The sequence below is a fragment of the Alteromonas sp. AWM4_230 genome (assembly GCF_056158305.1).
This window is the reverse complement of sequence record NZ_JBSWTB010000001.1, coordinates 1652272-1665876: the sequence shown is the minus strand read 5'-3', so window position 1 is coordinate 1665876 and position 13605 is coordinate 1652272. Positions and strand designations below refer to the sequence as shown.

Annotated in this window: 11 protein-coding genes; all 11 read right to left on the bottom strand. The window is 45.4% G+C overall.

The features are described from left to right. Nucleotides 1–11 precede the first annotated feature (11 nt). The 11 genes from ACXACS_RS07065 to secA all read right to left on the bottom strand — a co-directional run bounded on the left by ACXACS_RS07065 (nucleotide 12) and on the right by secA (nucleotide 13570). Nucleotides 12–698: a ParA family protein gene (locus ACXACS_RS07065; RefSeq protein ID WP_474805368.1), complete on the bottom strand. Its 687-nt coding sequence runs from the start codon at nucleotides 696–698 to the stop codon at nucleotides 12–14. Then, nucleotides 695–949 carry a hypothetical protein gene (locus ACXACS_RS07060; RefSeq protein ID WP_136782013.1) on the bottom strand — a complete coding sequence of 85 codons (255 nt, stop codon included), beginning with the start codon at nucleotides 947–949 and terminating at the stop codon, nucleotides 695–697. Before ACXACS_RS07060 ends, ACXACS_RS07065 begins: the two co-directional genes overlap by 4 nt. Beyond that, nucleotides 940–3642, bottom strand: a complete 2703-nt coding sequence (locus ACXACS_RS07055) for a chemotaxis protein CheA (protein ID WP_474805367.1) — start codon at nucleotides 3640–3642, stop codon at nucleotides 940–942. Before ACXACS_RS07055 ends, ACXACS_RS07060 begins: the two co-directional genes overlap by 10 nt. Beyond that, nucleotides 3635–4012 carry a response regulator gene (locus ACXACS_RS07050; protein WP_179984258.1) on the bottom strand — a complete coding sequence of 126 codons (378 nt, stop codon included), beginning with the start codon at nucleotides 4010–4012 and terminating at the stop codon, nucleotides 3635–3637. The genes ACXACS_RS07055 and ACXACS_RS07050 overlap by 8 nt, the downstream gene beginning before the upstream one ends. Before the next feature lies 1 nt (nucleotide 4013). Beyond that, entirely contained in the window at nucleotides 4014–4868 is an 855-nt protein-coding gene (locus ACXACS_RS07045) for a CheR family methyltransferase (RefSeq protein WP_474805366.1), read from the bottom strand. Beyond that, nucleotides 4861–5502, bottom strand: coding sequence for a HEAT repeat domain-containing protein (locus tag ACXACS_RS07040; protein WP_474805365.1), 642 nt, complete (start codon nucleotides 5500–5502; stop codon nucleotides 4861–4863). Before ACXACS_RS07040 ends, ACXACS_RS07045 begins: the two co-directional genes overlap by 8 nt. Nucleotides 5503–5517: 15 nt before the next feature. Then, entirely contained in the window at nucleotides 5518–6555 is a 1038-nt protein-coding gene (gene cheB / locus ACXACS_RS07035) for a chemotaxis-specific protein-glutamate methyltransferase CheB (RefSeq protein ID WP_474805364.1), read from the bottom strand. 19 nt (nucleotides 6556–6574) lie between these two features. After that, nucleotides 6575–8122 (bottom strand): chemotaxis protein CheW, encoded by a 1548-nt coding sequence (locus tag ACXACS_RS07030; RefSeq protein ID WP_474805363.1) that lies wholly within the window; start codon nucleotides 8120–8122, stop codon nucleotides 6575–6577. Between the two features lie 36 nt (nucleotides 8123–8158). Further along, on the bottom strand, nucleotides 8159–10066 hold the full coding sequence (locus ACXACS_RS07025; protein ID WP_474805362.1) for a methyl-accepting chemotaxis protein: 1908 nt from the start codon (nucleotides 10064–10066) through the stop codon (nucleotides 8159–8161). A gap of 412 nt (nucleotides 10067–10478) precedes the next feature. Continuing rightward, the gene (mutT, locus tag ACXACS_RS07020; RefSeq protein WP_474805361.1) at nucleotides 10479–10862 is read right to left on the bottom strand and encodes an 8-oxo-dGTP diphosphatase MutT; all 384 of its coding nucleotides are present in this window, start codon (nucleotides 10860–10862) and stop codon (nucleotides 10479–10481) included. Further along, complete coding sequence (gene secA / locus ACXACS_RS07015) at nucleotides 10862–13570, bottom strand: preprotein translocase subunit SecA (RefSeq protein WP_474805360.1); 2709 nt, start codon at nucleotides 13568–13570, stop codon at nucleotides 10862–10864. The genes mutT and secA overlap by 1 nt, the downstream gene beginning before the upstream one ends. Nucleotides 13571–13605: the final 35 nt, after the last annotated feature.

Here is a 13605-nt window from a genome sequence, read left to right as displayed (position 1 = left end):
ACCTCTTGTTTCTAGCCGATTAATTGTTTACATAATTCAGTATAGTCGTGTGCGCCACGACTTTGAGGTGCATAAGTAAAAACGGGTTTGTTTTGAGCAAATGCCTCGGCTAATTTGATACTCTTTCTTATGGGAAGCAGCACTTTGTTGCGCCCGTAGCGTTCATACCAGCCACCAAGTTCTTGCCTGTGAAGCTTTAAATTTTGTTCAACCATTACGGGTAAAATGGTTAGCCTAGTCGCTCTGAACTTTCGCTCCTCCATAGCGTTTCTGCAGGCCGTTAATAATTTTTGCACGCCGTCACTGGCAAGCGGTAAAGGCGTAGCGGGAATAATAATGTCGGTAGCGGCTGATAGCGCGGCCATCAGTTGCGGACTCAGGGTCGGCGGTGTATCGATTAACACAATGTCGAAATGTGTTGTAACAGGAACTGAGTCGCACCAATTACGTAAAGTGTCTAAAGTAATGTTATCGTTCGTATTGGCCTTGTTCGTATCTACATTGGTTGCGTAAATATTTTCTGAGCATTTCACTACTGACGTGAAAAAGTGGCTAATTGGCAATTCGGTAATCTCGCTCTGTGGTGTACATCCAAGCGCTTTTAAGCCATGCATCACGTGTCCCTGATTATCAAGGTTTACTACCGTTGTAGTTTTTGCTGTACCGCCTTTGCGATTAGCCACCGTTATTACTTTCATTCGCACCACACATTGCTTTTGTTATTCATCATTTTAGTGAGCCAAATCAGCTTTTCAGATTCTGGCCACACACTGACTTTTGGCTTCTTTGCGAGCAGTACCTGATATACCGCAGTGTGTGCACTGACTAAGGCCTTTAAATTAACTTGCCTAGAGACCTCTTCGTTTAGCCAGGCAAACAGACTTTCTGCCTCTTCAATTTCGCAATGTCCGGTCATCACCGCCACTTTCTTTTTGAACGCTATAGGCATTTGGCTAACACCTCTTGTACATTGATGATTAACAGCACACGCCCGTCACCAAGCAACGCTGTTCCCGAAAAGTGCGCGTATCCCGCTAGCACCCCTTCAAGAGGTTTTTGAATAACATCAATACCCTCATGAAATTTATCGATGATTAACCCGAACTCTCCCTGTCGTGTTGCTACCACCAAAATTGAGTGCTCTTCTTTTTCCTCTGCCTCTTCAAAACCCAATGCGTCGCGCAGATTACACAGTGGTATTAGCTTTTCTCGAATAACAAGAACCTGTTCGTTGCGAATGCGCTGAATGTCTGAGGTGGGCACTTTCACAGTTTCCACCACCGCATCCATTCCCACACCAAACATTTGGTCGTTTACTTCAAACATCATTACACGGTTAACCGACATAGTTTGAGGTAGCAGCAATTTGAAAGTAGTACCTACGCCTACTTCGCTGTGCATTTCGATAGTGCCGCCTGCCTGGCTTACCATTGTTTTTACCGCATCCATACCGACGCCGCGTCCAGACAAATCTGAGACTTGTTCTGAGGTAGAAAAACCAGCAGCGAATATAAGCTGTAGGGCTTCGTTATCGTCTAGGCTCTCTAGTTGAGCTTCGCTGATGACCCCTTTTTGAAAGGCGAGTAGTTTAATTTTTTGTGGGTCTATCCCGTTACCATCATCGCGGATTTCAATAATTACGCTGTCATCAAGAGGCGTAGCAATAAGGTCAATACGACCCATTTCTGACTTGCCCGCTGAAATCCGCTCAGACGGTGACTCAATACCGTGATCAATGCTGTTTCTCAATAAATGAATAAGCGGCTCTGAAAGTGATTCAATTAAGTTTTTATCGAACTCAGTGTCTTCACCCTGCATACAAAGCTCAATTTTTTTATCGAGCTTCCTCGCTAAGTCCCTCACTAAGCGAGGATAGCGTTGGAATACATGAGAGACGGGTACCATGCGTATTTGCAATACCGCACTTTGCAGCGACTCAGTTAAGCGATTAACAATAGAAAAATGCGCTTTAATTTGCTTACTAAGCTTTCTACTTCCTCCTTCCTCCTCGGCTTGTTTGGCCAGATAAGGCAATGAGTTTTTCGCCACCGTGAGTTCGCCAACAATATCCATTAAGTAATCAATTTTAGCTTGGTCGACTTTTAGCATCTTAACTGCTTGGCGCTCGGTTTTTACTGGCTGTGCATTGTCTTCTGCGCTGCTTAAGGGTTTAGTGTCGCCCACAGCTTCAGCGCTCTCTGCTGTATGCTCGGTCTGCGATGCTTCTACTGATGTTTCTTCTGCGCTTTGTTGCTTTTGTACTTCATCGGCTTGCTCCTTAATTGTTTCGTCATCTAGCGCATTACAAATGGCAATGGCCACGGCGTCTTCGTCACTAAAGGTTTCGCCTAAGATATTTCCTACCAGTCCTGCGATAGAAGGAAACATAAACTCTGACTTATAGCTGTCTGAATTCAAAAGCGTGAGCTGTTGTGTAAGGATCGCTTTTTCATGGGGCGCTAACGTTTTTCCACACAGCATAGAAGCATGTGGTGAATTTTCTCCAGCTTCCTGTGGGCTATCGTCGCCAAGTTTGCCAGCCGTGCTGTCGGTAGAAGTACTTTCTGCGCTAAATGCAGTACTGTCCTTATCAATATGAGTATCTTCACTACCACTTTCATTGGCTTGCGCGTCCCGATTCAGAAAGTCGAGTTCGCCTGCTGTCGATAAGCATTCCAGCACCGCGCGCTTCGCATCATCAAAAAGAGCATCACTTACGTCCTGGGAAGCAAGCAATAGCCCTGCACTAGCGTGCACCTGCTCAAGATCATTCTCTTTCAGTGCATCCGATAACGTTTGATCAGCAATGAGGGCAACATTATCTTTGATTTTATCTACGCAACTTGCTCTTAACGCTTGGCTAGTAAATACCGTAAGGGAATATTGCCCTTCGTAATAAGCCATGTGCTGCTTAATTGCGTCTGCATCTGCACAACCAAGTGCTTTGATATTGGTCATACAGTTGTAAATATCGGCATCATGGTTAAGTTCGGGCATATCTATGTTGAACGCTTTAAGACCCGGTAAAGCAAGCGCCACATTTATAGGGTCTTCACCCCGAAAGAAACAGCCTTCATCTGGCGTGTATTTAATGTGGTAACAAAATGGCCCTTCGACCTGACTTAAAAGCTTAAGGTCAGCGTTATCACTAAAAGCCGCCAACATGTCTCTTTGTTCGTCAGTGAGTGTTTTATCATCTGATGATGTCAAATCATTATGTGCAGCGTTATTTTCGTTACCAGGCGCGTCTAAACCATTAGGGTCGATAAAATGCCTTAACTGTGCCCCTAACTTAGCCGAGATGGGTTGCCACTGCTCTAGGTCTTGTGAGCCCACCTCTAGTTCGTCAAACCATATCGAAATTTGATCTAAGGCTTCAAGCAGTAGGTCGCCTATATCGTCACTAAAAGCAACTTCGTTCGCTCTTACACTATCGAGCAAGTCCTCTGCCGCATGGGCTAACCGAGTTAAAGGTTTAATTTCAAATAAGTCAGACGACCCTTTGATAGTGTGTAAGTCCCGGAAGATTTTATCTACGCGTTCTGATGCTGGTCCCGACGATTGAATTGCTAACAGTTCTTGGCTTGCCGATTCTAAGTTTTCTCGCGACTCTCCAATAAAGACATCAAGTAATTCACTCATTGGCGCTCCCTCCAATCACTGCACTCACCACCGACTTCAGCATGTCTGCATCGACAGGTTTGGTCATGTAGTAATTTGCACCGCACTGATAAGCGCGCTCAGCATCTTGATTAGCCGACTCTGTGCTGATCATGATTATAGGCACTGCGCGTAAGGCATCGTTGCGGCGAATCTCTTTACACAGTCGATAGCCATCCATTTTTGGCATATTCACATCAACGAGAAACAAGTCGACCTGCGTCCCTATTGCTTTTTCTAGCGCCTCTACACCGTTTTCTGCTTCTTCAATGATCCTGTCAGGAGTAGATACCAGCATTTTATGGAACATTCTTACCGTAGAGGCATCATCAACAATCATTACTGTTTTCATGTTAAGCCCCTCCTGCAAGTGGCTTTTGATAGGCAATCACATCGCCAAACTTGCGAACCTTAAACATTGACGAAATTCGACTCATCGACTCGCTGTGTCCCAAAAAGATATAGCCGCCAGGCTTCATGGCGTCGTAAAGCACGTGCGCCGCTTTCTTTCGAGATTCATCATCAAAATAAATAAGCAGGTTGCGACAAAAAATAAGGTCAAAATGCCGAAACTGTTTCATGTTGCTGCCCGACAAAATATTAGCCAATGTGAATGACACCGACTCACGAATATCTTCACTTAGCTGGTATTGTCCATTGACTTCTTTGAAGTATTTTTTGACGAGAGGCAGCGGGATATTCTGTACAGAACGTTTTGAATAGAGCCCTTTCTTTGCTGAAGCCAGCACGTTGCTGTCGATATCAGATGAAACCAACTCTACATCTCTGTGTGCTAGGCCTTTCCAATACTCAATAAGGTATATTGCAATGGAGTATGGCTCCTCTCCCGTGCTCGAGGGAACTGACCAAATTCTCAAATCTTCTCCTGGCGCACGGTAACCATCTAGCTCATCCATGATGTCTCGTACCATTGCCTCAAACTGATATTCTTCTCGGAAGAAGTAGGTCTCATTTACCGTCATCGAATTAACGAGGTTTTGAAACTCTTCGCCGGATGCCTGGAACCGCATGTATGTAAAGTAGCTTTTAAAGTTCGGATGCCCCGTGGCTTTCATGCGTTCGTGGAGACGTTTATCCACAAAATAGCGCTTCGAGTCTTCGAAGTGGATCCCCGTTTTTCGGTAAAACATAGAGCGGAACCGCTCGAAGTCGGCAGCATCTATTTTTTCTAATGCTGCGTTACTCATCGGCATCCCTTACCTGACTTCTTATCAAAGAAATGACAAATTGAATGTAGCTATGATTCGGAAAGCGGCTTTCTACTGTTTGCAAAATGTCGAGGGTTGATGCATCGGCAATCTCAGCAAGTTTATCCAGCGCTGTACCAACTACATTTTCATTGTCATCGTTCAGAGCAAACTGGTGCAGCCAATTTACCGCTTCAATGTGCGCTACGGCACCAATGATATCTACACAAAAAATACGTGTATCCGGATCTTTATCCTGCATAAGAAGGGTAACATTCGCTGCAAATACATCTGGATTTTGTTGCATAAGTTCTATAGCACCGTTTCGAAGCTGCACGTTTTCGCTCTTAAGTAAGGTGAGCACTTGGGATGCGTGACGACCTGACATATCTTGCTCAAGTGCACTAAATAGCGCTTCAATAACGGTCGGATCGTCTTCGAAAGGCAGCCGTTTGAGAAACTCGTCACAGGCTACTTTCTGACCACTTAAATCTCTAATAGCCCATCGACGCACGTCACCATCGTTTGAGTTAAGGTCGCTAACGAGTTGTTCTGTAGTTCGGGGGGTCTCGCGCTTTTCTTCAAAGTCTTCGGAAATATTGGAAACAGGCTCCACTTTCTTTTTTAAACCCATTTTTTACTACTCCTATTAACGACAAAGCGCATTTAACTTCGACGCGACCTTCGGACTGTCAAGTACAAAACTGGCACAGCCAGCTTCGATAAGCTCTTTAGGCATACCAAACACCACCGATGTGGCCTCGCTCTCTGCGATTGTTGTTGCACCCTCTTTATAAGCTTTACTCATAGCGGTAACGCCATCACTTCCCATTCCTGTTAGCTGAACGCATAGCATGGAAAGTGGTTTATAGCAGGAAAGCGCACTATCAACCATTCGATCTACACTGGGGTGCCATAAAAAGCTCGGACTAGAGGGTACTGGTCGAGCAAAAACCTCACTACCTGCTTTAGAAAAAGCAAGATCCGCATCACCTTTCGCTAAATAGACGGTGCCTGGTTTTATTGACATCTTACTTTCGACTTCAACAACATTAAGCGAACTTAAACCATCTAACCGCTTCGCCAGTGCACAGGTAAAAGATGCTGGCATATGCTGAGAGATGACAATCGGCACAGGAAAAGAAGGATTCAGATTCGCAACCAAATGCTCTAGTTTCTTAGGACCACCGGTTGAAACCCCGACTAACACCACTTCAAAGGGTACATTTTTGTTATTCCGAACCACTTTTTGTTTAACGACAGGCGGTGTTTTGGTGGTGGGACGCTGGGGTTTACCGGTTTTCGCTAGCGCATGGATTTTATTAATAAGCGGGACTTCTAAATTTGAGATATCCCGTGAAACAGTGCCCCCAGTCTTTAGAACAAAGTCACTGGCACCAAGTGCCAGTGCCTCTAACGTAATAGTCGCGCCTTTTTGTGTTAATGAAGACACCATAATGATGGGGCAGGTATAAATCTTTTTCAGCATGGCTAAGCATGTCATACCGTCCATTACCGGCATGTTAATATCTAATGTTATGCAGTCTGGTTCGAACTCTACGGCTTTGGTTAAGGCTTCTTCACCATTGCGCGCTACCCGAACGATAAAGCCCTCTTTCTCGAAGAGCTCCGTAAATAACTTTCGCATTAACGCTGAATCATCAACAATAAGCACTTTAACTGACATAGATAGCCTCAAACGTTAGCTAACATTGCTCTTGGGCCGCTGCTACGGCATTGTCGTTGAGCAACACATTGGGTTCAATGATTTGGATGATGCGCTTTTCGTCGTTCAGCTTTATCAAACGGTTTAAGAATTCAGACTGCATCTCTGATAGTGATGGGGCCTCTTCGATAGTTTGCCTGACCACCGTTTTTACTTCCGCTACACCGTCCACGATAAAACCTGTGCGCTGTTTATCTTTTGTGAGGACAACGATTCGTTGACGCTCTGAAGTCTCACTACACGGCATCCCCAAACGGCTGCGTAGATCAATAACAGGCAGTACCGTTCCGCGAAGATTGACGATGCCTTTGAGATAATCTGGCGTGCTCGGCACGCTTTCTAGCTTTTCGGGCACCCTCGTAATCTCTTGTGTATCGTCAATACTTACGCCAAATTCCTGACCATTAATCCAGAAAATCACGTATTGCTCGCAATCATCTTCATCAAACGCAACTTCGTTACTTTCGCTCATTTGCGACTCCTGCTTAATATCATCATCGATACTCGTAAGCGCACTCATGAGCGCGCGCCCATAGATATTAGGAAGGTTAATAATGGAGACCAGACGCTTTCCACCATCGCTGCGGTACACAGCTTCAAGAAGTCCAGATTCCGCACCGTCGTTACAGACTGATGGCACGCTTTCTAGCTCAGTTTCGGAAATGGAAACGACGTTACTGACCTTAGCAACAATAAAGCCTACACTACCAAACTCAGTGTTTTGAGTGACCACAATGCGAGATGTTTCATTAATTTGTGTGGGCATCATGCCAATGGCATTTGATAAGTCGACTATAGGAATAATGCGGCCGCGCAGATTAACCAAACCGAGGACAGCCGGGGCACTTTCTGGTAGTTGTGATATCTCTGCGGGAACTCTCACAATCTCTTCCACATCTTGAAGATGGAAAGCAAATTCTTGGTCTTCTAGCGAAAAACAGACTAGCTGCTGTAAGCTGTCATCAGCGTCTATACACTCACTTTCATCGCTATCTATGCGCTGCATACCGGATAATTGCATTGCGCTTCCGCCTTGCTTGGTCACCGCTTGCGCTTTTGCCAATGCTAATACATCTAAAATTTGCTCTACCGGCTCTTCGCTTTGTTTAATAATGCCAAGCATATAGTCATAAGCGATAGAGTCGGTCATTGATGCTTTATCGATAACAGCGCCTTCAGCCACACTGTAAACGCGAAGCACTCGGTCAACTAAAAAGCCTATACTTCCAAGGTCAGTTTCCACCACAACAACACGAGTAGCATCACTAACTTCTGCATGGCGACCAAGCAAAATAGCGCTTAAGTCATAAACTGGAAGCACATTTCCCCGTAGGTTTGCTAACCCCATCATTTGCGGTGGGCCGAGAGGCACTGAAACCATAGTCGGTACACGAATAATTTCACCCACCGATAACATGGGAAAGGTAAAGCGTTCTTGTTCGACTAAGAAAGATACGAACTGTTGCTCACCGTCTGAAACCTGCTCCAGGTTAGCGTCAGTTTCATTGAATGTAGTGTCGTTACTCATGAGGCAAGCTCCCCCTGTAAAGTCTTTTGCGATGAACTAGCCGTTTTGCATTTCGTCAGCTACCGAAGCAATTTCTTCAATAGACTTGGCTAACATTTCCATACCTTTACTTTGCTGCTCAGCTGCGCTAAGCGCTTGCTGACAATTGCTGCTCGCTTGTTCGTTGGCCGTTGCAATTTGTTCTAAACCGCGCTGGGCCTGAGTCACTCCTGCAGCAATTTCTTCACCACGGTCTTTCATTGCCTTGTTGTAATCCACCACTTCGCCTATGTCTGTTGAGATTTGTTCAACATCTCTTGTAGTCTGTTTGGCTTTCATTACCTCTCTCGAAGCGCTTTCAGCAACATTAGTTAGGTCGGTCTTTACACTTACTGTCTGATCTTGAATCGCTTTGATTAGGTCTTTTATTTGCTCTACATTTTCTGCAGCTTCATCAGCTAGGCTTTGTATATCCGCGGACACCACCGCAAAACCTTTACCGTACTCACCTGCGCGTGCAGCCTCTACCGCACCATTAACGGCTAGCATGCTGGTTTTAACCGAAACCGTTGTGATCGTATCTATCACTTTATCTATTTGGCGTGTCATAACTTCCATCTCACTGATGGCGCTGACGTTTTCTTTACTGGTTTCCAAGGCCAAATTTATACCGCTAACCATTTCTTCAATTAGCGAGCGATTCTCTTGAAGCAGCCTCGTAATTGCTTCGCCTTTTTCAAGTGCTATATCACTTTGCGTTGATGCTCTTTCGACGCCTTCTCTCAACAGATCGATATTACCCACAGCTTGGTCAACTGAACTCGCAGCCTGTTGAGCACCGTTATTGACCTGAGTAAGTGCCGTCATTATTTCGCTTGAAGAGCGGTTAATCTCTTCTAAACTCGCCGACAGTTCCTCAGCTGAAGATGCGACTTCCTCTGCGCTTTTATTGATATCAGTGCTGTTTTTAAGCTCTTCGGTGATTACCTCTAAAGACTGCGATGCCTGTTCAGCCTGTGACAAAGCGACACTTTGCTCAGAAACATTCGATGAAACTTCTTGTGCCGCAGTGGATTGCTCATCGGCAGCACAAGAGATAGTTTCTGAACCAGCTTGAATTTCGCGAGCCGCAGCGTCCATTGACTTCACCTGTGCCTGCAATTCTTCTGCGCCGTCAGCAATGCTTTGCATATCCGCTTTGATAGTGGTGAGCTGTTCGGTAACGGCTTCCCCTTTATTCACTTCTTCAAGCGCTGCTTCCGAAGAAGATTTAACAGCATCTGAAACGCGATTTGACTGCTCTTGAATTTGCTCTATCTGCTTTGCAATATCCGCCGCACTTTTATCTGACACTTCGGCAAGTGCACGGACAGTATCAGCGACCACCGCAAATCCTTTTCCGTGTTTACCTGCGCGGCCTGCCTCTATTGCGGCATTGAGGGCTAGCAAGTTAGTTTGATCTGCAATTCGGGTAACCTGCTTAACAGCTTCACCGATGTTTGAGGCTTGCTGCTCTAACTCACTCATCATCACCACCGAGCGTGATTGGTGCTCTGATGCAGTTTTAACGCTGGTCATCATGGCACTTAAATCACCAACTACCCGTTCAAGGTAGGTTTGGAGCTCGTTGGTTTTACCCATTGTAGAGGCAGCTAGTTCAAGCTGTGCCACTAAACCACCGGAAATCTGTGTCACTGCCGCCAAGCTTTCCTGGCTTGCGCTGCTGGATTCCTCTGCTCCTGCGGCAATCTCGTTAACTGCAGTAGACAATTGATCGGTAGCGCTGGAGGCCTGGTTAATACCGCTAGCAAGCTCAGCTGTTGCTGATGCTACGCGCTCTGCAGCTTGCTGCTGTCTTGCTAGGGTTCTTGCTTTGCGGCGCTCCTCTTCCGCTTCTTTTCTCATTTTAGCGTCTACGCGGACGGTAGGGGTTACAGCTTGTTCAGTGGACTTTTTGAGCGCCATAATTAACCTCGATATTTAAATGGCCATTCGTTGACTGCATTAAATATCGTTTAAAAAAAGCGCTATTTGAGTATAAAACCAAATACTTTTGTATGATTATTACTACGACAACTTCTTTTACTGTGGCTTACAAAACAATATGACGCAAATGTCATAAAAGACACAATTTCGTATATTTACATAAAAACAAAAGCTTATATATGTATTGAAGTCGAAGACGACAAAACCGACTTTGTCAAAGTACAAAAGTCTAATAGGGCTAACGTTAGGGTAAAGTTTTTTGGTGATAAACTACTTAGAAATGATTAACTTATACCTAAGTATAAGAAAAAAGCGGCTATTAGCCGCTTTGATATTTTAACGATGCTTCGCTTCTGCTGTTAGCTGTATAACTATATAAGTATACCAGGTATCAGCTTTGCAATGCGTTGATTATAGGAACGTTCGCTTCTGGGAAGTCTGCCGCGTTAAGCGCCTGCACATTGACCCACCGCGACTGTTGGCCTTCTTTGCCATGAGGTTCACCGTTAAAGTCACATACGCGATGAACGTCTAGTTTAACTTGCTTGTCACCGTAATCATGGGTTATCACAATCACCGGTTCACTGTGGTTTACGCTAATACCTACTTCTTCAGCAAGCTCTCGCTTTAACGCTTGTAGAACGGTTTCACCCGCTTCCACTTTGCCGCCAGGAAATTCCCATTTTCCGCCCTGATGAACATCGTCAGGGCGAAGGGTAATAAATATTTCATCGCCGCGGGCGATAACACCCACAGCAACGTGTACCACTTTCATTACTTAAGCTTTCCGTGACACTGCTTATACTTCTTACCCGAACCACATGGGCATGGGTCGTTACGGCCTACTTTCGCACCTTCGCGAACTTGCGTACGTACCTTGTCACTTGCTTCTTCTGGCGTCGCACTCGCTTCTTCGTGCTCAAAGTTCTTAGGCACATCGTCAGCTTGACGACGCTGCTCTTCTACTTTTTGCACGTCTTCTTCGGCTTGTACTTTTACACGCGCAAGAATAGTGATTACTTCAACTTTAAGTGCTTCTAGCATTTGCGAGAACAGTGCAAACGACTCACGCTTGTATTCTTGCTTAGGGTTCTTCTGTGCATAGCCACGTAGGTGAATGCCTTGGCGTAGGTGGTCCATTGCTGCCAAATGCTCTTTCCAATGGCTATCTAGGTTTTGAAGCATTACCGCTTTTTCAAACTGACGCAGTACTTGTTCACCTACCACTTCTTCTTTTTGCTTATAGGCACTGACCACTTCACCTAAAATGCGCTCACGAAGCTTCTCTTCGTAAAGCTTGTCGTCATTTTCAAGCCAAGTCTTAATTGGCAGATCTACGGCGAAGTCGGCACGCATGCGCTCTTCAAGGCCGCTTACGTCCCACATTTCTTCTAGTGACTGCGGCGGAATGTACTCATCGACAACGCTTGAGATAACATCTTCACGAATAGCTGCGATAGTCTCGCTAATATCACCTTCATCAAGAAGTTCATTACGCTGCTCGTAAATAACTTTACGCTGATCGTTGGCTACATCATCGTATTCAAGCAACTGCTTACGAATATCGAAGTTACGGCCTTCTACCTTGCGCTGTGCATTTTCAATGGCGCGCGTTACCCATGGGTGCTCAATAGCTTCACCGCGCTCCATGCCCAAACGCTTCATCATATTGCCCATTTTTTCAGAGGCAAAGATACGCATTAGTGCATCGTCTAATGACAGGTAGAAACGGCTTGAACCTGGGTCACCCTGACGGCCTGAACGACCGCGAAGCTGGTTATCAATACGGCGAGACTCGTGACGCTCTGTACCAATAATGTGTAAACCACCAGATTCAAGTACTGCGTCGTGGCTCTTCTTCCACTCAGCCTTGATCTTTTCGATTTGCGCTTCAGTTGGATTTTCAATTTTCTCAACTTCCGCTTGCCAGTTACCACCTAACACGATGTCGGTACCACGACCTGCCATGTTAGTCGCAATCGTAACCGCGCCTGGCTTACCAGCTTGTGCAACGATATCAGCTTCGTGTTCGTGGAACTTTGCGTTTAGCACCTTATGAGGAATTTTCGACTTTTTAAGAATGCGAGAAATCAGCTCTGAGTTCTCGATAGAAACCGTACCTACAAGGGTGGGCTGACCGCGTTTAACGCACTCTTTAATGTCTTCAACAATAGCTTCGTATTTTTCTTCTGCCGTTAGGTAGATAAGGTCAGCCATATCTTTACGCTGCATAGGACGGTTTGTCGGGATAACTACCGTTTCTAAGCCGTAAATATGGTTAAATTCGAAGGCTTCTGTATCGGCAGTACCTGTCATACCCGCAAGCTTGTTATACAAGCGGAAGTAATTCTGGAAGGTAATTGAAGCAAGGGTTTGGTTTTCGTTTTGAATACGAACACCTTCTTTCGCTTCTACGGCCTGGTGTAAACCTTCAGACCAGCGACGGCCTTCCATCGTACGACCCGTGTGCTCGTCAACAATGACTATTTGGTCGTCTTTAACAATGTAATCTACGTCTTTCGCGAACAGCTTGTGCGCGCGAAGTGCCGCATTGATATGGTGCAGCAATGAAATATTACCAGCAGCGAACAGCGACTCACCTTCAGGCAATAAGCCTTCTTCATGAAGTATCTCTTCAACGTGTAATTGACCGCGCTCGGTAAGGTGTATTTGTTTTGCTTTAAGGTCGATAGTGTAATCACCATCGCCTTCTTGGCCTTCTTCATCTTCTTTTTCTTGCTGAACAAGCTTAGGAATAATGACGTTGATACGGCGATATAATTCTGAGCTATCTTCAGCCTGGCCAGAGATAATAAGTGGCGTACGGGCTTCGTCGATTAGGATGGAGTCAACTTCATCCACTACCGCATAGTTAAGCGGGCGCTGAACGCGATCTTGCGGGCTAAACGCCATATTGTCGCGCAGGTAATCAAAACCAAACTCGTTGTTGGTTCCATAGGTAACATCTGCTTGGTAAGCGTCGCGCTTTTGCTCAGGTGACATACCCGGTACGTTGCAACCTACGCGCATACCTAAAAACATGAATAACTGATTACTCCACTCAGCATCACGACGTGCTAGGTAGTCATTCACGGTAACAACATGAACACCTTTGCCCGATAGGGCATTAAGGTAAGTTGGCAAAGTAGCCGTAAGGGTTTTACCTTCACCGGTACGCATTTCCGAAATTTTGCCTTCGTGCAGTACTTGACCGCCAAGCATTTGCACGTCAAAGTGACGCATACCGTAAACACGTTTACTGGCTTCACGTACCGTAGCAAAGGCCTCAATAAGGATACTATCTAGGCTTTCACCTTTTTCGATACGGGCTTTAAATTCGTCCGTCTTAGCCTTTAGCGCCTCATCGGAAAGCTTTTCAAATTCTGCTTCCAGTGCATTAATGGCATCTACGTTTTTGCGTAATTTTTTTAATAATCGGTCGTTTCTACTACCGAATACTTTTCGAAGGATGCTTGAAAACATTAGCTTTTATATTCCACTACTTGTCGAGGCGCCGC